This window comes from Arthrobacter sp. NPDC092385 (genome assembly GCF_044755105.1).
Taxonomy (GTDB): domain Bacteria; phylum Actinomycetota; class Actinomycetes; order Actinomycetales; family Micrococcaceae; genus Arthrobacter_D.
In genome coordinates this window covers 1-22,441 of the sequence record NZ_JBIVQL010000008.1, presented here as the reverse complement: position 1 = coordinate 22,441, position 22,441 = coordinate 1, and the positions used below count along the sequence as shown (strand labels likewise).

Genomic DNA, 22,441 nt, shown 5'->3' with positions numbered 1-22,441 from the left:
CAGCAGCATCCGGGGATACGGATCACGACCTGCAAGGAAGCACCATGAATGCATTCAGCGATATCGCGGACGGTCCGAGGGACAGAATCCGGTTCGGGATCGTCGGGAGTGGATGGAGGAGCGAGTTCTTCCTTCGGGTTGCCCGGGAACTGCCCGACCGCTTCGAGGTGACGGGACTGGTCACACGGGACGAGGCGACCGGTCGCCGCATCAGGGGCGAATGGAACGTGCGACCCTTCGCATCCGTCGACGACCTCGTGGCGGGCACTTCGCCGTCGTTCGTCGTCGTATCCGTGCCCCGAGACGTGGCGCCCCGAGCGATCCGGCACCTCGCCGGGCTGAACGTCCCGGTCCTCACGGAAACACCTCCTGCGCCCGACGTGGAAGCGCTGGCCAGCCTGTATCCGCTGGTCGGACGAGGAGCCATCATCCAGGTGGCGGAGCAGTACCATCTCTCCCCGCTCCTGCGCTCGCAGCTGCGCGTGGCTGCGTCCGGGCGACTCGGAGACATCAGCCAGGTGCTGGTCGCCCAGTGCCACGACTATCACGCGGTGAGCATCATGCGTCGGGCTCTCGGCGTAGGGTTCGACGACGTGTCCATCACGGCGGCGAGGTTCCGATCGCCGCTCGTGAAAGGGCCCGATCGTGAGGGGGACCCCCGAGAGGAGGTCACCGTCACCGCGGATCAACTGTCCGCGCGTTTCGATTTCGGCGACCGGCTGGGTGTCTACGATTTCGCCGAGCAACAGTACTTCTCATGGATCCGCGCGAACCGGCTCCTGATCAGGGGTCACCGGGGAGAGATCAACGACGCCGAGCTGCAGTACCTCGACGATGCCGGCTATCCCGTCGCGACGACGTTCCGGCGTGTTGCGGCGGGGGAGGGCGGCAACCTCGAAGGCTTCTTCCTGCGAGGCATCATGGCCGGCAGCGAATGGGTGTTCAGGAACGGATTCATCCCCGCCCGGCTGAGCGACGATGAGCTCGCGATCGCCGAATGCCTCCAGCGGATGAGTGACCGTGTGCAGGGCGGTCCCGACCTCTACAGCCTTGCCGAGGCGAGCCAGGACCATTACCTGTCCCTGCTCATGCAGGAAGCGGCGATCACGGGTGAGGCGGTCCGGTCCCGACGGCAGGTCTGGTCCCGCTGAGGTCCTTTTCCACGGGTCCTCAGCACTCGGTGCGGTGGGCGCATTTACCGGGCGCCCCTATTACTACTAGATATATCGTGTGGTCATCGGACGTTGTATCTAATAAATACACAAGCACATCGCGCCGCAAGCGCGTCTGCCCACTACCTAGCCGAGGAACGCTGATGACACGGACAACGCCTACTGACCACCCACCCGCAAGCACGGCTGGAAAGGTCGCCGCCGGTCTCCTTCTGGTGGTGGCGGGCTTCCTCACGGCGCTGGCCGCCGGCGCACCATAGGGTGCGGCCGCGCTCGGAGGGTCCAATCCCGGCGTGCTTCCGGATGCTCTTCGGGTGAGCAGTGCCGTCCAGGGAGTGGTCTATGTCCTGCTCGCAGCGGTCGCCGGCACGGGTTGGGCAAGAACCACGCTGCGTCGGCGCCTGCTTCACGTCGTGACCGCACTGATGGTCGTCGGGATCATCATGAACATCGCGTCCACATCCTTCGTGGAGCGGATGCTCTGGGTACCGGTGTCAGTCGCTCTCCTCATCGCATCATGGCGAGCAGCTCGACACGCCTCGCTTTCCGGCGGGCCGCGACCACTCGTTTGAACCGCGCCATATCGGGGCGTCCGTTCCAGGAGCGCCCGATGCTATCGGAAGGGAATGACAGTGCCACGTTCAGAACAGTCACAGACTGCCATACTCGGCGCTCTCAGCATCACGCCGATGACCGGATACGCAGTGCGGGAGGAGATCAGGGATACCCTGGGTCACTTCTGGAGCGAGAGTTTCGGCCAGATCTACCCGGCACTGGCTGAGCTCGAACGAAACGGGCTGGTTGAGAGACGGCAGGCCGAAGGATCGCGTTCCGGCATATTCAGCATCACCCGCGCGGGGATCGTTCGGCTCCGGGAATTGCTCGCTGAAGCGCCCCAGCCGTCGAAGCCGCGGAACGGACTGATGCTTCGCTTGTTCTTCGGCGCTCAGCTCGGGCCCGAAGCGTGCAGGCAGCTCGTGCTCGACGCCCGCGAGCAGGCCGAAAGCACCTTGATGCAGATGGAGGCAGCACGCTCAGAAGCCTCGCATGATCCGGGTCTTGTCCAGGCCGCTCCGTACATCCTCCTCACGATATCTGCGGGGGAGCACTCCGCACGAGCCACGATCGCCTGGGCGAACGAAGCACTCGCACAGCTTTCCGACCTCGAAGCTCCGCGCCTCTGACAGCAGGTGCAGCAGCGGGTGGGCCCGTACGGGGGGCCGTCAGCCGCCTCAGCACCCTTCGGAGGGCCTGATGAACCGCCGATCCGACCATGGGTGCCCTGTTCTACAGCAAGGAATCCTTCAAGGAGTGCGCACCATCACCCGCCGAGGCGCTGCACCCGAACTCTCCTGGCCGACGCATCGCAAGGTCACGATTTCCGATGCTGCCCAGCCTCGACCCGCTGAAAGCGGCTAGGCATCGATCACCAGATCGGTCCGTGCGGTGGAGCAGCAGGGCAGGAACTTGCCTGCATCGATTTCTCGTGCCCGGATCCCGCCCTGGTGGTTCATGTCGACCTCCCCGGAGAGCTTGACAACCTTGCAGGAGCCGCACATGCCTTCCTTGCAGTTGGCTCCGATCCTGACGCCCGCGCGCTGGGCCACCCCGAGGATATGTTCGGCGGGGTCGATGCGCACATTGACGCCGGTGCGCAGAAAGGCCAGGGTGAGGCTTCCCGTTCCGACCGTGTCGAAGCTCGAGGCTTCGGGTGACCCGGCCCCCGCCCCTCCGTGGGAACTGCCCGCGGAGGTTTCGGGGCGGGACGCGTCCGGGTCGACGGTTTCCAGCGGCAGACCGGCGGCCTTCAGGGTTCCCCCGCCGTCGTAGCCGGGCTCGTAGAGCTCGAACGCGGTGGGCTGGCCTTCGTAGTAGTCCTCGGCGGAATCGGCGATCTCCCCGGCGATTCCCTCCGCGATGTCCACGGCATGCGCGAGCTCGACCTGGTACTCGAGGAGCGTCTGGCGGTCTCCCGAGAAGAATTCCATGTGGATGGAGGTGTCGTCGACGCCGACCTTCTCGAGGAGTTCGGCGGCGGTGTTCAGATAGGCCTCGGGGCCGCAGGCATAGACCTGGCGGCCATTGGCGTCGGGGGCCACCTCGTCGAGCATGGCCGCCGTCAGCCTTCCGGTAAGCCATTCCCACCCCTCGGGTCCGCTGCGGTCGCCCAGGGAGTAGAAGACCTTGATGCGCGAATCCACTGAGGCGATGTAGGCCAACTCCTGGTGGAACGCATAGCTTCCCGCCGCCGCTCCGTGATACAGCACCACCACATCGGCCTGTCCGGGCAGGGAGTGGATGGTCCGCACCATCGACATGATGGGAGTGATACCTGCGCCGGCAGCCAGCAGGAGATATCGAGCCCGCCGGTCGACGTCGGGCAGATGGAAGGCCCCGACCGGTCCGAGCATCTCGAGGACGGTGCCGGGTCGAACGTTCTCGTGCACCCACGGTGAGACCAGTCCGGTGGGATCGCGCTTGACCGTGATGTCGAAGGTCCACGGCTTGGTGGGTGAGCTGGACAGCGAGTAACTGCGGTCCACCGCGTCCTGGTCCTCGCCGTTCACGGGGAAGGCGACGTTCACGTACTGACCCGGACGGAACGCCAGGGGCGCACCGTCGGAGCGGCGGAACACGAAGGTCATCATGCCGCCCACCTCGGGAACGATCTCGACACACTCGGCCAGGAACTCCTGCGGATGCCAGGGGCCCAACGCGCGGGCGGCGCCGGCGGGTCCCTCGGTGCTGCTCATCACCCTGTTCCACGGCATCTCGAGACCACGAATGCGCTGTGGTTCCTGGGTTTCCGCGACGGTGCGCCGTTCGATCATGCCAAGTGCTCCTGCACGCGTTGCACGTACCAGTTGATGAACGCCTCGACCTGGTATTCGCTCTTCATGTACGGGCCGGGCTCGTAGGCGGGGCTGCCGGCGCCCTTCTGACACAGCTCCACGAACGCCTTGTCCTGCAGATTGGTCTGCTTCCAGGTGTGGGTCAGTTTCTCCAGGTCGTAGTCCACGCCTTCCTCGGCGTCGTCAGCGACCAACCAGGTAGTACGTACCAGTGTCTGGTGTTCGTTGACGGGGAAGACGGCGAACGTGATGACGTGGTCCCCGAGGAAGTGGAACCAGCTGTTGGGCTGCAGGTGCATCGAGCAGCGGCCGAGGCGGAAGTCCGGCAGGTCGCCGAGCAGCTTCTTGGAGAGCCGGCGTCCATCGGGGGAGAACGATTCGCCGTCACCGTCGAGTGAGTCCCGTGAGATGCGGATCCCCGCTACGCGGGTGTCGAGTTCCTCGACGATCTCATAGGGAAGGCCATAGCGGCGGCAACGGTCCTCGAGCGAGGACTGTGCTGCCTTGTTGCGACCCCACACCTCCTCGAGATGGAGCGGGATCAGGCCCTCGGTCAGGCCCCAGGTGGGGAAGAGGGAACAGGCGAGTTCCGGGTGGCCGTCGCAGTGGTAGCACTCACGGTTGTTCTCCATGACGAGCTTCCAATTGCCCTCCTCGATGATGTTCTGCTGGTAGGCGATCTTCGTCTTCGACAGATCATGGGGCGCGAGGTAAGGCTCGAAGATCTTTCCGGTTTCGTCGAAATCCGTCGGCGGTTCGTCCGCGATGCAGACGAAGATGAGTCCGGCGACCACTCGGCTGTGGGCGCGCTTGAGGCCGAAGCAGCCCTTGTCGAACTTCGTTTCCCCCGGTGCCGAGGCATGGATCAGGTTGCCGTCGGGGGAGTAGGTCCAGGAGTGGTAGCCGCATACCAGGTTCCCCGTTGTCCCGGCCGGTTCGGTCAGAACGCGGGCTCCGCGGTGGCGGCACACGTTGTGCAGGACATTCACGCCCCCGTCGTCGTTGCGCAGCACGATCAGGGAGTAGGGCCCGTAGTCGACGGTGACGTAGTCACCCGGCTCCGGGAGCTCGGCGATGCTGGCAGCGAAGACCCAGTGCTGGCCGAAAATGGCCTGCATGTCGATGGTGAAGATCGTCGGATCGGTGTAGAAGGGGGCATCGAGGGAGTACCCCACGCGTCGGAGATCGAACAACTGCGTGATTTCCTCCAGCTGCTCGGCAGGCAATGAGGAAACGAGCCTTCCGCGTGAGTTGAGGGGCGCATTCACTGGAGCAGACAAGGGTTTCCTCCCAAGAGGGCCGGGTAAGGGAGCTATGAGTGAAGGACGCCGGCCGGCGGGTTCGACCGGCGCCGCCACAACACGGTTGTTAGGAGGCTAGTCACAACTTCTCTGCGAGAAAAGCGCAACATTCGAGAGATAACCGTGCAGAATAGTTGCATGCTCGATCCGAGGCTCACAACCCTTCGCGTGTTCGCCCAGTGCGGCACCGTCGGCGCCACCGCGGAGCTCACGGGGTATTCTCCCTCCGCCGTCTCCGCACAATTGCGGGAGCTCCAGCGCGTACTGGGGATGCAGCTGCTGACGAAGGACGGGCGGGGTCTGCGGCTGACGGCCACCGGTCGTTTCCTCGTGGCGGGCTCGGACACCCTCATCACGGAATGGGAGTCCCTGCGAGCGGCGGCCATGGAGGCCGGCGATCAGGTGCAGTCCAGTTTCGGCCTCGGCGGATTCTCCACGGCGGCCGCCCAGTTGCTCGCGCCGCTGGCCGCCACCCTGCGCTCAACACGCCCCCTGCTGAAGGTGCAGGTACTCGAGGCTGATCCGGCCCGCTGCTTCGACTTGTTGGTTGCCGAGCGACTCGACCTCGCGGTCATCGTCGCCATGCAGTCCGACACCCTTGTCGAGGACGATCCACGCTTCGAGCAGACCGTTCTGCTCGACGATCCCCTGGACGTGATCATCCCCTCCGATCATCCGTTGGCATCGCGGGAATCGGTGACGCTCGAAGAACTGGCGTCGGAACCCTGGATCACCGAGGCCGCCGGGTCCACCTACCATTCCCTCTTCACCGCGGCGTTCACGGCAGTCGGGGTGACACCGCGGATTGCCCATGAGGCCGTTGAATGGGAGACCCAGATCGCCTTCGTCGGTGCGGGGCTGGGCGTGGGCCTGCTGCCGCGACTGGCGCCCCTGAATAGTGCCGAGAAAGTGAGTCGGCTGCGCATCACCGGCAGGGGGAAGCCCTCCCGGCGCATCGTCGCTGCGGTGCGGAGGGGCAGCATCGCCTCGCCCCTGATCCAGGAGTCGCTCGGCATCCTGCAGGTTCGCGCCCAACGGATACTGAACGCCCGTCCCGACGACGATCCCTGATATACGGCACGATTCGTTGCCGACGGGTCAGCAGGTCCAGGAGGTCATCGTGGAGGCGGCAGGAGGCGACGGCGTGTTTGCCCGCTGGGAGTCTCCGCGCTTGCCCTGGACGTGGCTCTGCCTCGGCGGCACGGGCCGGAACACGCTACGTGCCGCCGAGGTGGGTTGCTGGTCGGGTACCCAGCTATTGACCGTCCGGGTGCGAATGCTGGGACCCGACGGTTGGGATAACCGCTGTCGCGGGTCCTCCGGGACAATCCGAGTCGGAGCACTTCTCGGCGCATTCGTGCTTCGTCACGAGGTCGAACTGCACGCCGCCGTGTTGCTCCACGCCGGTGCGTATGGCCCGTTCCACCACGGATGTGGCGAGGCGACGCCGCAGCGAGAGGGGATCGCGGCGCAGGTCCTTGGTGAGGGCGACGCAGGGCAGTACCATGACGATGACGAACGGTAATGCTGCCACGATGGTGATCTGCTTCAGACCGGTCAGAGCTTCCGATGGTTGATCGCCGCCGGCCAGGAGCATGACCGCCGCCACGGTTCCGGTGAGGCAGCCCCAGAAGATGATCACTCCACGGCGGGGATGCTCGGCGCCATTGGAGCTGAGTGACCCCATCACGATGGATGCAGCATCGGCGCCGGTGATGAAGAAGATGGCGACCAGAACCATGGCCAGCACGATGACGGCAGTGGTAGCCCAGCCAGGCATGCTCAGGTTCTTGATCAGGTCGAAGAGCGCTCCGTCGAAGTTGATGGACGGTGTCCCGTCCACCATGGTGACCAGGCCCGGGGTGCTGGCCGCATCGGCTTCCTGCTGCACCTGGAAGGCGGCGCCTCCGAAGATGGCGAACCAGATCACGCTGACGACGCTGGGCACCAGCAGCACACCGGTGACGAATTGCCGGATGGTGCGGCCACGGCTGATGCGGGCGATGAAGAGGCCGACGAAAGGCGTCCAGGACACCCACCAGGCCCAGTAGAAGATCGTCCAGCCGGACATCCAGCTGCGCAGTGACTCATCGCCGACCGCTTCGGTCCGGGACGACATCTCGGCCAGATCGCGGGCATAGTCGCCGACCGCGGAGGGAATCAGGTTGAGGATGAAAAGGGTGGGGCCGACGACGAAGACGATCAGCGCGAGGACGACGGCCAGGACCATATTGATGTTGGAGAGCCACTGGATGCCGCGGCTGATGCCGGAGACGGCCGAAGCGACGAAGCACAGGGTCAGGACGGCGACGATCACCACGAGTACGGGGGTGCCGATCTCGCCGAACCAACCGTTGGAGGTCATGCCGCTGCCGATCTGCAGGGCGCCCAGGCCCAACGAAGCAGCGGTGCCGAACAGGGTGGCGAAGATGGCCAGGATGTTGATGAACTTCCCGATCGGACCCTCGACCGTCCTGACGCCGAGTAGCGACGTGAAGGCGACGGAGATCAGTTGCCTGCGACCCAGGCGGTAGGTCCCGTAGGCCATGGCGATACCCACGACGGCGTACATGGCCCATGGGTGCAGGGTCCAGTGGAAGATCGAGGTGGCCATAGCCGTCTGGATCGCTGCGGGCGTCCTTCCATCCACGGTTCCGGGCGGGGGAGAGATGTAGTGGTAGAGCGGTTCGGCCACACCGTAGAACATCAGACCGATACCCATACCGGCGGCGAACATCATCGAGACCCAGGAGACAGTACGGAATTCGGGCTTCTCACCGTCCTTGCCCAGCGGGATGTCGCCGAACTTACCCAGGGCCAGCCACAGCACGAAGATCACGAAGAGCGATGCCGTGAGCATGAAGAACCATCCGGTGTACTCCATCACCCAGTTGAGGGCACCTGCGGACGTGCTGGACAGGCTGTCGCGTCCCACGAAGCCCCAGATGACGAAGGCGATGGCGATGGTGCCTGTGATCCCGAAAATAGTCTTGTCGAGAACGAGCTTATGGCTCCGGCGGTCCGCAACTGCTTGCTCGGTCCTGGCATGACGCAGTTCGTCGAGAATCTGTTCGTACTCGGCGTCGGGCATGGGCGGTGCGGCTGTTTCCTCCGGATCGGGGGCAGCAGGGTTCGTGTCTCCTCCGACGCCGGGAACTGCCGCACTCCTCCTCCCCCTGCCGGCATCTCGGTGGAGCTGCCCCTCTGCCGCCCCTTCGTCAGCAGGCACATCCTCGGGTACGTGGGATTTCAAGTCACTATCAAAAGCCATGAGCGGGTCCTTTGCTCGGTGAGGCATGAGTCTGCGATCGGCCGCGGCCCTCGGGAGTTGGACCGAGCGGAACGTTGCGGCCTCGTCGGATGCGACGGTCACGATGGTGCCGTCGACGATGGGAACTTCGTGGGTCCGCCCCTTCCACCTTCAGGGGTTCAGGTCTGCTGAACACTCCTTTTCCGTGATGGGTGGATCAACGCTGATATGCTCCGCACACGATGCTTGATATATCAGTGATAGCCTAGCCTCTCGTGGGGTGTGCGTCCATAGATCAGGCGCGGGAATAGGATGGGCCAGGAGCTGAGGCGTCGAGGCCCGGGGGCACATCGGGAGGAGACCTGAACATGGCACACGCTGGCGGATCACCGGAGGAGGCGGAGGTTACGTCGACGCCGCTGAGACAGGACGACGAATCCTTCGCCGACTTCGCCTACAGGATCTTGTGCGACGAGTTGATCGTCCTCGACATCACGCCGGGTGAGCCCCTCAATGACGAGGTGATCTCCCGGCGCCTCGGCGTCGGCAGGACCCCGATCCGCGAAGCCATGAAGCGGCTGGAGAGTGACCGTCTGGTGGTGGCCTACCCCCGGCGCGGAACGTTCGCCGCTGGTGTGGACATCAAGGATCTGGCTGAGATCTCCGAGATCCGACAACTTCTCGAGCCGGCGGCAGCCGCACGGGCTGCGCGGCTCGCATCGCCGCAGCTGCGGAGCGAGCTCCGCGGCTTTGCGCGGGAGGTCGGGCACGTGTTGCCAGGGATGCAGTCGCAGCAGGATCTGATGCGTCTGGACATGCGGGTCCATCGGATGATCTACCGGGCCACGGGGAGTAGGCATCTCGAAGACATCCTGATTCGATACGACAACCTCGCCACGCGGATCTGGAGCCTCGTGCTCGAAAAGCTCCCACCGGTGTCCGAGCACATCGCCCAGCACATCGAGCTGCTCGATTGCATCGCGGACGGGGACTCGGAAGCCGCTGCGCGGCTGACCACCCGGCACGTCACCGATTTCGAGAACCACATCAGGGCTGTGCTGTAGCTCGGGCAGGTACCCCCGGATCCACGATGCTGCCGGCGGGCAGGGTTCGGAAGATGGCATGGGAGAGCACGCGGCCCGGACCCGGCTTGCGAGGGAACGAGTCCGGGCAGCGTGCTCATCAACGGGTGGTTCAGCCGCGGAGCCTGGTCATCGTGGGGTCGTAGAGCGGGTCCGCGGTGACTGTGGCCTCGAGGCGCCGTCCGAAGTACTCGATCTCGACCGAGTCCCCAAGGCTGACTTCGGCAGGAAGGTAGGCGTAGGCGATCGGTTTGGCGACGGTGTAGCCGTAGGCGGCACTGGTGACGTAGCCGACCGCCTGGTCCTTGTAGAAGACCGGCTCCTTGCCCAGCACGATGCTCCGGCCATCGTCGACCGTCAGGCAGCGCAAGCGGCGGGCGGAGTTCTCCTCGGTGCGGCCTTCGAGGGCGGCCTTCCCGACGAAGTTCTCCTTGGTCATCTTCACGGCGAATCCGACACCGGCTTCCAGGGGGTCGTGCTCGGTGGTCATGTCGGTGCCCCACGAGCGGTAGCCCTTCTCCAGACGCAGCGAGCTGAAGGCGGCCCGGCCCGCGGCGATGACGCCGTAGGGCTGGCCGGCCTTCCACAGGGCGTCCCAGAGGCGCTGGCCGTTGTCTGCGCTCGCGTACAGTTCCCAGCCCAGCTCGCCGACGTATGACAGGCGCATCGCGGTCACGGTGACGCCACCGATGACAACCTGCTTGGTCCGGAAGTACCGGAGACCGTCGTTGGAGAAGTCGTCGCTGCTGACAGTGCTGATCAGGTCCCGGGCGAGGGGGCCCCACAAGCCGATGCAGCAGGTGCCGCCTGTCGTGTCGCGCACCTGTACCCAGTCGCCGGCGGTTCCGCTTTCGGTCTGGTGACGTGCGGCCCGCTCGAAGTAGGCGGTGTCGATGTTCCCGTTGGCTCCGAGCTGGAAGGTGTCTTCGCTCAACCGGGCCACGGTGATGTCGCTTCGGATGCCGCCCGCGTTGTCCAGCAGGAGGGTGTAGGTGACCGCCCCGGGCTTCTTCGCCATGTCCGCTGTTGTCAGCCCCTGCAGCAGCTTCAGTGCTCCCGGACCGGAGACTTCGAGGCGCTTGAGCGGGGTCATGTCGTACATTGCCACCGCGGTGCGGGTCTTCCAGGCCTCGGCCGCTGCGATGGGCGAACTGAACATTCCGGACCAGGCGTCACGGGCCGGGGGCTGCCACTCGGCCGGCATCTCCTTGAGCAGTTCCGCGTTGGCTTCGAACCAGTAGGGGCGCTCCCATCCACCGGACTCCAGGAAGTACCCTCCCAGTGCCTTGTGGCGGGCGTGGAACGGGCTGACGCGAAGGTTGCGGGGGGAGAGCTTGGGCTGCAGCGGGTGCAGGACGTCGTAGATCTCCACGAAGTTCTGCTGGGACGTCTCGCTGACATACTCAGGGGTGAGCTGGACCTCCTCGAAACGGTGGATGTCGCATTCGCCGAGGTCGATCTCGGACTTGCCGGTGGTCAGGAGCTCGGCAACGGCGCGGGCGATGCCGGCCGAGTGGGTCACCCACACGGCTTCCGCCACGAAGAAGTTGTCGAGCTCCCTGGACTCGCCCACCAGGGCCCCGCCGTCTGGGGTGAAGGAGAAGATGCCGTTGAAGCCGTCCTCGATATCGCTCTCCCGCAGCGCGGGGAGCAGCTGCTTGGTGTCCTCCCACGCCGGGAGGAAGTCCTCCAGGGTGAAGTCGAGACGGGAGGGCATGTTGTGATCGCTGATGCTGTCGGCGTCGTAGGAGCCCAGGTCCGCGAGGTCCACGGGCATGGGACGGTGCGCGTAGGAGCCGATGCCGTAGCGGTCGCCGTGTTCGCGGTAGTAGAGGTCCCGGTCCTGGTGACGCAGGATCGGCAGCGACGCTCCATCGGGAAGTTCATTGTGGCCCTTCCGGGCCGGCACCGGCGTCGTCTTCACGTACTGGTGGGCCAGGGGGAGAAGGGGGACGACCATGCCGATCATCTCGCCGATCTTGGCGCCCCAGAAGCCTGCGCAGGAGACCACGATGTCAGCGGGGATGACACCTTCGGAGGTCTCGACGCCGGTGACGCGACGGTCGGACTGCTCGATGCCCGTGACCGTGGTGTTGCCCAGGTAGGTGACGCCTGCAGCCTCCGTGCGCTTGATCAGCAGCTGGACGGCCCTGGCGGCACGCGCCAGGCCGTCACTGGGCACATGGAGCCCGCCCAGGATGTCTTCCTCGTTGAGGAGCGGGTAGAGCTCCTTACACTCGGTGGGGGAGAGGATCTTTCCACTGATTCCCCACGAAGCGGCGTATCCGAGCTTCCGCTTCAGATCCGCCAGACGGGTCTCGGTGGTGGCCACTTCGAGGCCGCCGACCTGGTCGAAGCAACTGACGCCGTCCTCGGTCAGGGTGAGGAACTTCTCGACGGTGTACTTGGCGAATGCAGCCATGGTCTTCGAAGGGTTCGTCTGGAAGACGAGACCCGGGGCGTGGGACGTGGAGCCCCCGGGCATGTTCAGTGGTCCCTGGTCCAGGACAGTGATGTTGTTCCAACCCCGGGTGACCAGTTCGTCGGCCAGGTTCGTGCCGACGATTCCAGCTCCGATGATGACAATGTTTGGCGTCGATGCCATGTGGCTTCTCCTGCTGATCTTCGTGGGGGTCTCTGCTGGTCTGGTGGTTCTTGCCTACCGGAACACGACGGTGCTGGTGCGATCCAGCAGCACGCGGTGCTCGCAGTGCCACCGCACCGCGCGTGAGAGTGCCAGTGCTTCGGCGTCCTGGCCGACAGTTGACAGGGCGGTCGGTCCGTAGCTGTGGTCGACCCGAATGACTTCCTGTTCGATGATGGGCCCCTCATCCAGTTCCGCCGTCACGTAGTGGGCCGTTGCGCCGACCAGCTTGACGCCACGATCGTAGGCCTGGTGGTAAGGGCGTGCACCCTTGAATCCCGGGAGGAAGGAATGGTGGATGTTGATCGCACGGCCTTCGAGTGCGCGGCAGAGGTCGTCGGACAGTACCTGCATGTACCGGGCGAGAACGACGAGGTCGATGTCATGCTCGTCCACCAGTTCCAGCAGCCGCCGTTCGGCATCCACTCTCGTCTCAGGGGTCACCGGGAGGTAGAGGAAGGGGAGGCCCGCGGCCTCGGCCATGGCCCGGTGGGTCTCATGGTTGGACACCACAAGGGCGATGTCGCCCCCGAGGCTGCCGCCCCGCCAGCGGAAGAGGAGGTCGTTCAGGCAGTGGCCGAACTTGGACACCATCACGAGCACCCGTTGCTTCGTCTGGTCGTGGAAGCTGAACTTCATGTCGAAGCGGCCCGCGATGGAGCGGAATTCCTCCTGGAGCCTCTCCGGCGTGTAGGCAGAGGATCCCGAGAAGGCGGAGCGCAGGTGCAGTGTCTGGCGGAGGCCGTCATCGAACTGCTGGTGCTCGTCGATGTTGAAGCCACGCTCGAAGAGAAAGGTGGTGACCGCCTGGACGATGCCCGCCCGTTCCCCGCACGACAGCGTCAGCACGAACTTCTGCGTCTGGTCTTGCATGTGGGCCTCCGACTGAGGCAGCGTGCTGGTCGATGGATCTGTCGCCACTAGGGTCATGTCCCCTCCTTTTGAATATATTCGAACATTCAATACTGATATATTAGGTCTGCGAAAGAGCGTATACTGGTGGTGCAGTGAGGGTCAAGAGCCCTCCCGGCTCACAGGGAAAGGGGTTCGCGCCATGGCCTTCGAAGTTCTGGCAATCGCCGATACGGCCAAGAGGTCGTTGGCCGAGGTGGCCTACGAGCGCATCCGGGACAGGCTGCTGATGCTCGACATCAGGCCTGGCGACCTCATCAACGACGACGACCTCGCCAAGGATCTCGGCGTCGGTCGGACCCCGGTGCGTGAAGCGCTGAAGCGCCTGGAGTTGGATCGCCTCGTCGTCTCCTATCCGCGGAGGGGTACTTTCGCGACGCGGGTGGAGGTCACTGATCTCGCGTTCATCTCCGAGATCCGCATCCAGCTCGAGCCTCTTGCCGCCTCCCGGGCTGCGCGGGTGGCGACGGAGGCGACGAGGGAGCAACTGCGGGCTGTGATCCGCGCTGTCCAGTCCTTCGACACGAGTGCGGCTCTAGTCGTCGAGACCCTGCGCCTCGATGCGCGTGTGCACCAGGGCATCTACGCGGCCGCCGGCAATCCCCACCTCGAAGACGTCCTGATTCGCTACGACAATCTCGCGACACGCATCTGGTGCATGGTCCTGGACCGCCTTCCCGATCTCTCCCGTCACGTGCATGAGCACGTGGACCTGCTCCAAGCGGTCATCGATGGAGACGAAGCCCGGGCTGCGGAGCTGGCGCGGATCCATGTCAGCGGCTTCGAGCACGCCGTGCGTGAGGCTCTTTTCGCCGCCTAGTCGGATCTCCACCTCGCCACACCTCTGTTGACACTCTCCCTGGTCGGTAGAATACTTGTTGCAGATTACTAATATATCAACGGGATATTACGTAGCAGACTTAGGAGAAATGATGGTCGACGTTCTGACCCGCTCGCTCGCGGAGACCGATCCCCTGATCCACGCCGCTGTGCAGCAGGAACTGCTGCGCCAGCAGGGCACGCTGGAGATGATCGCCTCCGAGAACTTCGCGCCGACTGCGGTCATGGAGGCGCAGGGATCCGTTCTGACCAACAAGTACGCCGAAGGCTATCCGGGCAGGCGTTATTACGGCGGCTGTGAACACGTCGACGTGGTCGAGCAGCTGGCCATCGACCGTCTCAAGGCGTTGTTCGGCTCCGCGTTCGCCAATGTGCAGCCCCATTCGGGCGCCCAGGCCAACGCGGCTGCGATGTTCGCCCTCATCCAGCCCGGCGACACCATCCTGGGGCTGAACCTCGCACACGGTGGGCATTTGACCCACGGGATGCGCATCAACTTCTCCGGCAAGCTCTACAAGGTCGTGCCGTACGGGGTGCGTGAGGACGATCTCCTGGTCGACATGGCCGAGGTCGAGCGGCTGGCCGTGGAGAACAAGCCGAAGCTGATCGTCGCCGGCTGGTCCGCTTACTCCCGGCAGCTGGACTTCGCCGAGTTCCGTCGCATCGCGGACCGGGTAGGTGCCTATCTGATGGTGGACATGGCGCATTTCGCAGGCCTGGTGGCCGCAGGGCTTCACCCCAGCCCCGTGCCTCATGCCCACATCGTCACGAGCACCACCCACAAGACCCTGGGTGGCCCGCGCGGTGGTGTGATCCTGACCAACGACGCCGGCATCGCCAAGAGGGTCAACTCCGCGGTGTTCCCCGGACAGCAGGGTGGCCCGCTGGAGCACGTCATTGCCGCGAAGGCTGTTGCGTTCAAGCTCGCTGCTGAACCCGAATTCCGCGAGCGCCAGGAACGCACCCTGGAAGGCGCCCGCATCATCGCAGGACGCATGCTGTCCGCCGACGTCGCAGAGTCAGGCGTGACCGTCGTCAGCGGTGGTACCGATGTGCACCTGGTCCTGGTGGATCTGCGCAACTCGGAACTGGACGGCCAACAGGGCGAAGACCGCCTGCACCGGATCGGCATCACCGTCAACCGCAACGCCGTGCCCTTCGACCACCGTCCGCCCATGGTTTCGTCCGGCCTTCGTATCGGCACGCCGGCGCTGGCCACGCGCGGCTTCGGAAAGGCAGAATTCACCGAGGTCGCGGACATCATCGCCGCAGCACTCAAGCGCGAGTTCAGCGACGAGACCGTGGCGGAACTCCGGCAGCGGGTCGAGAACCTGGCCGACAAGTTCCCCCTCTACCCCAACCTCTCCTCCGACGCGACAGAGGTGGCATGATGGCCGATCTGCTCCCGGAACACCCTGAATTCCTCTGGCGCAATGCCGAGCCCAAGAAGAGCTACGACGCCGTGATCGTCGGCGGCGGCGGGCACGGCCTGGCCACCGCCTACTTCCTGGCCAAGAACCACGGTATGACCAACATCGCGGTCCTGGAGAAGGGGTGGCTAGCGGGCGGCAACATGGCCCGGAACACCACCATCATCCGCTCCAACTACCTCTGGGACGAGAGCGCGGCCATCTACGAGCACGCCCTCAAGCTCTGGGAGATCCTGCCCGAGGAACTCGAATACGACTTCCTGTTCAGCCAGCGCGGCGTGATGAACCTGGCTCACACCCTGGGGGATGTCCGAGAGAGCATGCGCCGGGTCGGAGCGAACAAGCTCAACGGCGTCGACGCCGAGTGGCTCGACCCCCAGCAGGTCAAGGAACTGTGCCCCATCCTGAACATCAGCGACAACATCCGCTACCCGGTGATGGGCGCTACCTACCAGCCGCGCGCCGGCATCGCGAAGCATGACCACGTGGCCTGGGCCTTTGCCCGCAAATGCGACGAGCTCGGCGTGGACATCATCCAGAACTGCGAGGTCACGGGTTTCCTGAAGGACGGAAACCGCGTGGTGGGCGTCAAGACCAACCGGGGGACCATCGCCACCGAGAAAGTGGGGCTGTGCGCGGCCGGCCACAGCTCGGTCCTGGCGGAGATGGCCGGTTTCCGGCTGCCCATCCAGTCGCATCCCCTGCAGGCCCTGGTCTCCGAGCTGCACGAACCGGTCCATCCCACCGTGGTCATGTCGAACCACGTCCACGTCTACGTCTCCCAGGCCCACAAGGGCGAACTCGTCATGGGCGCCGGCGTCGACTCCTACAACGGGTACGGCCAGCGTGGCTCCTTCCACGTGATCGAACACCAGATGGCTGCCGCCGTCGAGCTGTTCCCCATCTTCGCGCGGGCACACGTGCTGCGGACGTGGGGCGGGATCGTCGACACCACGCTCGACGCCTCACCCATCGTCGGCACCACCCCGGTGGACAACATGTTCGTCAACTGCGGCTGGGGTACCGGCGGATTCAAGGGAACCCCGGCAGCAGGGCTCACCTTCGCCCACACCATCGCCACGGGAACGCCGCACGAACTGAACAGGCCGTTCGCCCTGGAGCGGTTCGAGACCGGCGCCCTGATCGACGAACACGGCGCAGCCGCCGTGGCCCACTAGAAGAGAGTCCGGACATGCTCCTCATCTCCTGCCCCAACTGCGGCTCCCGCGACGAGACCGAGTTCCACTACGGCGGCCAGGCCCACGTGGCCTACCCGGAGAACCCGAACGAGCTGAGCGACCGCGAGTGGGCCGAGTTCCTGTTCTACCGCGACAACACCAAGGGCTCCTTCGCTGAACGCTGGCTCCACAGCACCGGCTGCCGCCAGTGGTTCAACATGCTCCGCGACACGGTCACCTACGAGATCCAGGCCGTCTACCCGATGGGCACGCCCCGCCCGGACAGAGCCGCCGCGGCACCGGAGTCCGGCACCGCCAGCACCGCCCCGGACAGCACCACCACCGGGACGGCGGCTCCGGACATCTCCGGCACGAGCACAATTCCTGCCGCCTCAGCAGCCGTCACCATCGCCCCGGAAGGAGCATCCAAGTGACTTCCCAGAACGCCCGGCTCGCCGCCGGCGGGCGCATCGACCGCACCATCTCGTGGCGTTTCACCATGGACGGCGAGGAGTTCACCGGCCATCCAGGCGACACCCTCGCATCGGCGCTGCTCGCCAACGGCCGCATCGCCGTCGGCAACTCGCTGTACGAGGACCGCCCCCGAGGCATCATGTCCGCCGGGGTCGAGGAATCGAACGCCCTGGTGAAGGTGCAGCCCCGGTTCCCCGGCCACGTGGCCGAGTCCATGCTCCCGGCCACCACCGTCACCCTGGTGGACGGCCTGAAGGCAGAGCTGCTCAACGGACTGGGCAAGCTGGACCCGGACGATGACCGCGCCGAGTACGACAAGAAGTACGTCCACACCGACGTCCTGGTGATCGGCGGCGGTCCCGCCGGTCTGGCCGCCGCCCGCGAGGCCGTCCGGACCGGTGCCCGGGTCATCCTGATGGACGACCAGCCCGAGCTCGGCGGATCCCTCCTCTCGGGGTCCACCGCTCCCGGCCTGGCCGAGACCATCGAAGGGAAGCCCGCCCTGGAATGGGTGGCGGACGTCGAAGCCGAACTGGTCTCCGGTGCCGAAGCCACTGTCCTCAACCGGACCACTGCGTTCGGCGCCTACGACGCCAACTACGTCATCGCCGTCCAGAACCGTACCGACCACCTGTCCAGCCCCGCAGCGCCCGGCGTCTCCCGGCAGCGTATCTGGCACGTGCGTGCCGCGCAGGTGGTGCTGGCCCCCGGCGCCCACGAACGCCCCCTGGTCTTCGAGAACAACGACCGCCCCGGGATCATGCTGGCCTCCGCCGTCCGCAGCTACCTCAACCGCTACGCCGTCGCGGCCGGCCACCGCGTGGTGATCAGCACCACCAACGACAGCGCCTACGCCCTGGCCGTGGACCTGCGCGCCGCCGGCGTGGAGGTGGCCGCCGTCGTCGACGCCCGCCCGAGCCTCACGATGGTGGCTGCCGCCGCCCTCGAAGCCGGCACCCGGGTGCTGGTCGGGAGCGCGGTGGCCGACACCGCCGCGGACGGCACCGGCCGCCTGAATGGCGTCGCCGTCCGCACCATCAACGACGACGGCGAACTCACCTCCGGCGTCGAGGACATCGCCTGCGATCTGCTGGCAGTCTCCGGTGGCTGGAGCCCTCTGGTCCACCTGCATTCCCAGCGGCAGGGCAAACTGCGCTGGGATGACGAGCTGGCCGCTTTCGTGCCGAGCACCGTGGTCCCGAACCAGCAGGTCGCAGGCTCCGGTCGCGGCAGCTTCCAACTCGCGGACTGCCTCGCCGAAGGCATCTCCGCTGGAGCTGCGGCCGCCACCGCCGCCGGTTTCGAGTGCGCCACGCGGCCGTCCGTCATCAGCGAGCCGGAGTCCTCCGCCCCCACCCGCCAGCTGTGGCTGGTCCCGGGACAGGCCGGCACGCCGGATGAATGGCACTCCCATTTCGTGGACTTCCAGCGCGACCAGTCCGTGGCCGACGTACTGCGCTCCACCGGGGCCGGCATGCGCTCGGTAGAACACATCAAGCGTTATACCTCCATCAGCACCGCCAACGACCAGGGGAAGACCTCCGGAGTGAACGCGATCGGCGTCATCGCCGCCGCACTTCGGACAGTGGGCGAAGCCTCCCGCGGCATCGGCGACATCGGCACCACCACCTACCGTGCACCGTTCACCCCCGTGGCTTTTGCGGCCCTCGCCGGCCGCCAGCGCGGCGAATTGTTCGACCCCGCCCGCAAGACATCCATCCACCCGTGGCACGAGGCCAGGGGCGCCCTGTTCGAGGACGTGGGACAGTGGAAGCGTCCCTGGTACTACCCGCTCGCCGGCGAGGACATGGACGCAGCCGTGTTGCGCGAGTGCGCCGCAGTCCGCCACTCCGTCGGATTCATGGACGCCACCACCCTCGGAAAGATCGAGATCCGAGGCAAGGACGCCGGTGAATTCCTCAACCGGATCTACACCAACGCCTTCAAGAAGCTCGCCCCGGGTTCTGCCCGTTACGGCGTCATGTGCATGGCGGACGGCATGATCTTCGACGACGGCGTGACCCTCCGGCTCGATGACGACCGCTACTTCATGACGACCACCACCGGCGGCGCCGCCAGGGTGCTGGACTGGCTGGAGGAATGGCTCCAGACCGAATGGCCCGAACTCGATGTGCACTGCACCTCGGTCACCGAACAATGGAGCACCATTGCCGTCGTCGGTCCGAAGTCCCGGGCGGTCATCGCCAAGCTGGCACCGGACCTGGCAGCGGATGGCGGGCTGGAGGCAGAAGCCTTCCCGTTCATGACCTTCCGCGAGACGACCCTCGCCTCCGGCGTGCAGGCCCGGGTCTGCCGGATCTCGTTCTCCGGCGAACTGGCCTACGAGATCAACGTGCCGTCCTGGTACGGGTTGAACACCTGGGAGGCAGTGGCAGCCGCGGGCGCCGAATTCGACATCACCCCCTACGGCACCGAGACCATGCACGTACTCCGCGCCGAGAAGGGCTACCCGATCGTCGGCCAGGACACCGACGGCACCGTCACCCCGCAGGACGCGGGCATGGAATGGGTGGTCTCCAAGGCCAAGGAGTTCATCGGAAAGCGTTCCTACGGCCGGGTCGACGCCCAGCGCGGGGACCGCAAGCATCTGGTGAGCGTGCTGCCCGTGGACCGTTCCTTCCGGCTCCCGGAAGGAACGCAGCTGGTGGAGCGGGGCGTCGACGTCGACCCTGCCTCCGGCCCCGTCCCGATGCAGGGTTTCGTCACCTCCAGCTACCGGAGCGCCGCCCTGGGCCGGACCTTCGCCCTGGCGCTGATCAGGAACGGCCGCAACCGCATCGGCGAGACCCTGGTGGCGGCCGCAGGCAACCAGTTGGTCGACGTCGTCGTCGCCGAAACCGTACTTTTCGACCCCGAAGGGACCCGCAAGGATGGCTGATACAGCAGCACTCAACGGCATTCACGGACTCCGGGAGATCCGGCGCAGCCCCGCTTCCCACCTGACCGCCGCGTTGGAGGCCGGCTCCGTCGAGGGGACGGTAAACCTCCAGGAGGGCCCGTTCCGGACCATGGTGGGCCTCCGCGTTGACCCTCGCTCAGAGGGAGGCGCACGGGTCGCCGCCGTGGCCGGCGGCCTGCCGTCCCGCTGCGGCGAGGTGGGCGGCGCCGACGGTGTCAGCGTCCTCTGGCTGGGACCCTCCGAGTACCTGGTGGTCGCACCCGAAGAGGCCCACGACTCGCTCGGTGGCGACCTCATCGGTTCCCTCACCACCGCACTGGGCGGCGCCCCGGGCCAGGTGGTGGATCTGTCCGCCAACCGCACCACCTTCGAGCTCTCCGGCCCCCGGGCGCGTGCCGTGCTGGAAAAGGGGTGCTCCCTGGACCTGCACCCCCGCAGCTTCCCCCCGGGAACGGCCCTGAACACCGAGGTGGGCAACATCCCGCTGGTCCTCGAGAAGACAGGGGAGGAGGGTTTCCGGCTCTTCCCCCGCGCCTCCTTCGCGGACTTCCTGGGCCGGTGGCTCCTCGACGCGATGCGCGAGTACGCCTCGCCCGAGGTCCCCTGATGGCCGCTGGCGTCTAGGACCCGCCTGCCCGGTTCGTCCGAACCACCAGCGGCGGATCCCCGACGCCCTTTCGACAGGATCGTCTGCCGGGCCCCCAGAACACGAAGGAACGACAACATGGCTGTAGGAGTTTTCGACCTCTTTTCCATCGGGATAGGACCTTCGAGCTCGCACACCGTCGGACCGATGCGGGCCGCCGCGGTATTCAGTGGAGAACTGAAGGCCTCCGGGGTCCTCGCCGAGGTGGAATCCCTGCGGGTGGACCTCTACGGTTCCCTTGCTGCGACAGGGCATGGGCACGGAACGATGACGGCGATCCTGCTCGGTCTCGAGGGCTTCCACCCGGAGCTGATCCAGCCCGAGGAAGTAGAGGAGCGGCTGGCACTCATCGCCCGCACCGGCATCGTGCGACTCGGAGGATGCCTGTCCCTGCCCTACGGGGTGAAGGACATGGTCCTGCGCCCCCTGACGATTCTGCCGCGTCACACCAACGGCATGACCTTCACCGTTTACGGCCCGGCCGACCAGGTCCTCCATACGGCCACCTTCTTCTCGGTCGGCGGCGGCTTCATCGTGAGGGACGGGGAGGAGGACGCCGCCCGGCAGGAACTCGAGGGCTCCAGGAAGGAGCTTCCGCTACCGTTCCGTACCGCTGCGGAGCTGCTGGAACACTGCCGTCGGACCTCCCTCGGTATCAGCGACGTGATGCTGACCAACGAGAAGGACGACCGCACGGAGGAGGATATCCGGCAGGGCCTGCTCCACATCTACTCGGTCATGGAGAGCTGTGCAGAGGTCAGCCTCACCCGCGAAGGACTGCTGCCCGGCGGGCTCAAGGTCCGTCGGCGGGCCCCCGACTGGCATGATCGCCTGCTGAAGGAGGACAAGGACGGCGACCCCAGGTACTGGCAGGAATGGGTGAACCTGATAGCTCTCGCCGTCAACGAGGAGAACGCCTCCGGGGGGAGGGTCGTCACCGCACCGACCAACGGAGCGGCGGGTATCATCCCCGCCGTGCTCTACTACGCCCTGCATTTCGCGCCCGGCATGCAGGACGCCGGCCAGCAGGATCGTGACGACGTGGTGGTCAGGTTCCTGCTGACCGCCGGTGCTGTCGGCGTCCTCTACAAGGAACAGGCCTCGATCTCAGGCGCGGAAATGGGCTGCCAGGGCGAAGTGGGCTCTGCGTCGTCCATGGCTGCAGCCGGTCTGGCCGAAGTGATGGGTGGCAGCCCGTCGCAGGTCGAGAACGCGGCCGAGATCGCGATGGAGCACAATCTGGGTCTGACCTGCGATCCCATCGGCGGCCTGGTCCAGGTGCCCTGCATCGAACGCAATGCCATCGCCGCGGCGAAAGCGATCAACGCCGCCAAGATGGCGCTCTGGGGAGACGGCGTCCACCGGGTGTCCCTCGACGAGGTCATCATCACCATGCGGGAGACGGGCAAGGACATGAGTTCCAAGTACAAGGAGACAGCCATGGGCGGTCTGGCCGTCAACGTCGTGGAGTGCTGAGCAGCAATGACAGGGTCTGAGGATTTCGACGCTCGTTGTTCTGAAGTTACGCGTCCTCCGGACCACCGAAGAGCTGCGCGAAACGGTCTGCAAGGACTGGTGAACAATGGATCAGCACCCCTTCCAGGCACATTCTCTAAATCGCCGATAATCTACATTATGTAAGGTAGAACCCGGCGAATCGCGTCTGGTGCGAACTCGACGGACTGTGATACCTCTCCCCTGCAGGTGGTTCGCGAGGCCCGGGATGTCGTTGGTTGGTGA

General features: G+C 65.7%; 16 protein-coding genes. 11 read left to right on the top strand and 5 right to left on the bottom strand.

Features of this window, described 5'->3' with window-relative positions; all coding sequences use genetic code 11:
- Positions 1-44 precede the first annotated feature (44 nt).
- Together ACIQCY_RS11490 and ACIQCY_RS11485 are read left to right on the top strand one after the other, a co-directional pair.
- Positions 45-1,151 carry a Gfo/Idh/MocA family protein gene (locus tag ACIQCY_RS11490; protein ID WP_400484021.1) on the top strand — a complete coding sequence of 369 codons (1,107 nt, stop codon included), beginning with the start codon at positions 45-47 and terminating at the stop codon, positions 1,149-1,151.
- 647 nt (positions 1,152-1,798) lie between these two features.
- Positions 1,799-2,356 (top strand): PadR family transcriptional regulator, encoded by a 558-nt coding sequence (locus tag ACIQCY_RS11485; RefSeq protein ID WP_400484020.1) that lies wholly within the window; start codon positions 1,799-1,801, stop codon positions 2,354-2,356.
- Positions 2,357-2,587: 231 nt separating this feature from the next.
- Here ACIQCY_RS11485 and ACIQCY_RS11480 read toward each other — a convergent pair whose 3' ends face one another.
- A complete protein-coding gene (locus tag ACIQCY_RS11480; protein ID WP_400484019.1) occupies positions 2,588-3,925 on the bottom strand; it encodes a ferredoxin reductase in 1,338 nt (445 codons plus the stop codon).
- A 74-nt stretch (positions 3,926-3,999) separates the two neighbouring features.
- Positions 4,000-5,304, bottom strand: coding sequence for an SRPBCC family protein (locus ACIQCY_RS11475; RefSeq protein WP_400484018.1), 1,305 nt, complete (start codon positions 5,302-5,304; stop codon positions 4,000-4,002).
- 159 nt (positions 5,305-5,463) lie between these two features.
- Here ACIQCY_RS11475 and ACIQCY_RS11470 point away from each other — a divergent pair, with 159 nt between their 5' ends.
- Positions 5,464-6,396 (top strand): LysR family transcriptional regulator, encoded by a 933-nt coding sequence (locus ACIQCY_RS11470; RefSeq protein WP_400484017.1) that lies wholly within the window; start codon positions 5,464-5,466, stop codon positions 6,394-6,396.
- A gap of 184 nt (positions 6,397-6,580) precedes the next feature.
- Here the strand turns inward: ACIQCY_RS11470 and ACIQCY_RS11465 are convergent, their stop codons facing one another.
- Complete coding sequence (locus ACIQCY_RS11465) at positions 6,581-8,416, bottom strand: BCCT family transporter (RefSeq protein ID WP_400484191.1); 1,836 nt, start codon at positions 8,414-8,416, stop codon at positions 6,581-6,583.
- A gap of 527 nt (positions 8,417-8,943) precedes the next feature.
- On the opposite strand from ACIQCY_RS11465, the gene ACIQCY_RS11460 reads away from it, so the two are divergent.
- A complete protein-coding gene (locus ACIQCY_RS11460; RefSeq protein WP_400484016.1) occupies positions 8,944-9,639 on the top strand; it encodes a GntR family transcriptional regulator in 696 nt (231 codons plus the stop codon).
- Positions 9,640-9,769: 130 nt separating this feature from the next.
- On the opposite strand, the gene ACIQCY_RS11455 is transcribed toward ACIQCY_RS11460, so the two are convergent.
- Both ACIQCY_RS11455 and purU read right to left on the bottom strand, forming a co-directional pair.
- Positions 9,770-12,262, bottom strand: a complete 2,493-nt coding sequence (locus ACIQCY_RS11455; RefSeq protein WP_400484015.1) for an FAD-dependent oxidoreductase — start codon at positions 12,260-12,262, stop codon at positions 9,770-9,772.
- 54 nt (positions 12,263-12,316) lie between these two features.
- On the bottom strand, positions 12,317-13,231 hold the full coding sequence (gene purU / locus ACIQCY_RS11450) for a formyltetrahydrofolate deformylase (RefSeq protein WP_400484014.1): 915 nt from the start codon (positions 13,229-13,231) through the stop codon (positions 12,317-12,319).
- Positions 13,232-13,355: 124 nt separating this feature from the next.
- On the opposite strand from purU, the gene ACIQCY_RS11445 reads away from it, so the two are divergent.
- The 7 genes from ACIQCY_RS11445 (at position 13,356) to ACIQCY_RS11415 (ending at position 22,177) form a co-directional block, all read left to right on the top strand.
- The gene (locus tag ACIQCY_RS11445; protein ID WP_400484013.1) at positions 13,356-14,033 is read left to right on the top strand and encodes a GntR family transcriptional regulator; all 678 of its coding nucleotides are present in this window, start codon (positions 13,356-13,358) and stop codon (positions 14,031-14,033) included.
- A gap of 112 nt (positions 14,034-14,145) precedes the next feature.
- On the top strand, positions 14,146-15,444 hold the full coding sequence (glyA, locus tag ACIQCY_RS11440) for a serine hydroxymethyltransferase (RefSeq protein ID WP_400484190.1): 1,299 nt from the start codon (positions 14,146-14,148) through the stop codon (positions 15,442-15,444).
- The gene (locus ACIQCY_RS11435) at positions 15,441-16,661 is read left to right on the top strand and encodes a sarcosine oxidase subunit beta family protein (RefSeq protein ID WP_400484012.1); all 1,221 of its coding nucleotides are present in this window, start codon (positions 15,441-15,443) and stop codon (positions 16,659-16,661) included. The genes glyA and ACIQCY_RS11435 overlap by 4 nt, the downstream gene beginning before the upstream one ends.
- A 14-nt stretch (positions 16,662-16,675) precedes the next feature.
- A complete protein-coding gene (locus ACIQCY_RS11430) occupies positions 16,676-17,095 on the top strand; it encodes a sarcosine oxidase subunit delta (RefSeq protein WP_400484011.1) in 420 nt (139 codons plus the stop codon).
- A complete protein-coding gene (locus tag ACIQCY_RS11425) occupies positions 17,092-20,034 on the top strand; it encodes a sarcosine oxidase subunit alpha family protein (protein WP_400484010.1) in 2,943 nt (980 codons plus the stop codon). The genes ACIQCY_RS11430 and ACIQCY_RS11425 overlap by 4 nt, the downstream gene beginning before the upstream one ends.
- Positions 20,027-20,662, top strand: a complete 636-nt coding sequence (locus ACIQCY_RS11420; protein WP_400484009.1) for a sarcosine oxidase subunit gamma — start codon at positions 20,027-20,029, stop codon at positions 20,660-20,662. The genes ACIQCY_RS11425 and ACIQCY_RS11420 overlap by 8 nt, the downstream gene beginning before the upstream one ends.
- 117 nt (positions 20,663-20,779) lie before the next feature.
- A complete protein-coding gene (locus ACIQCY_RS11415; RefSeq protein ID WP_400484008.1) occupies positions 20,780-22,177 on the top strand; it encodes an L-serine ammonia-lyase in 1,398 nt (465 codons plus the stop codon).
- Positions 22,178-22,441 lie beyond the last annotated feature (264 nt).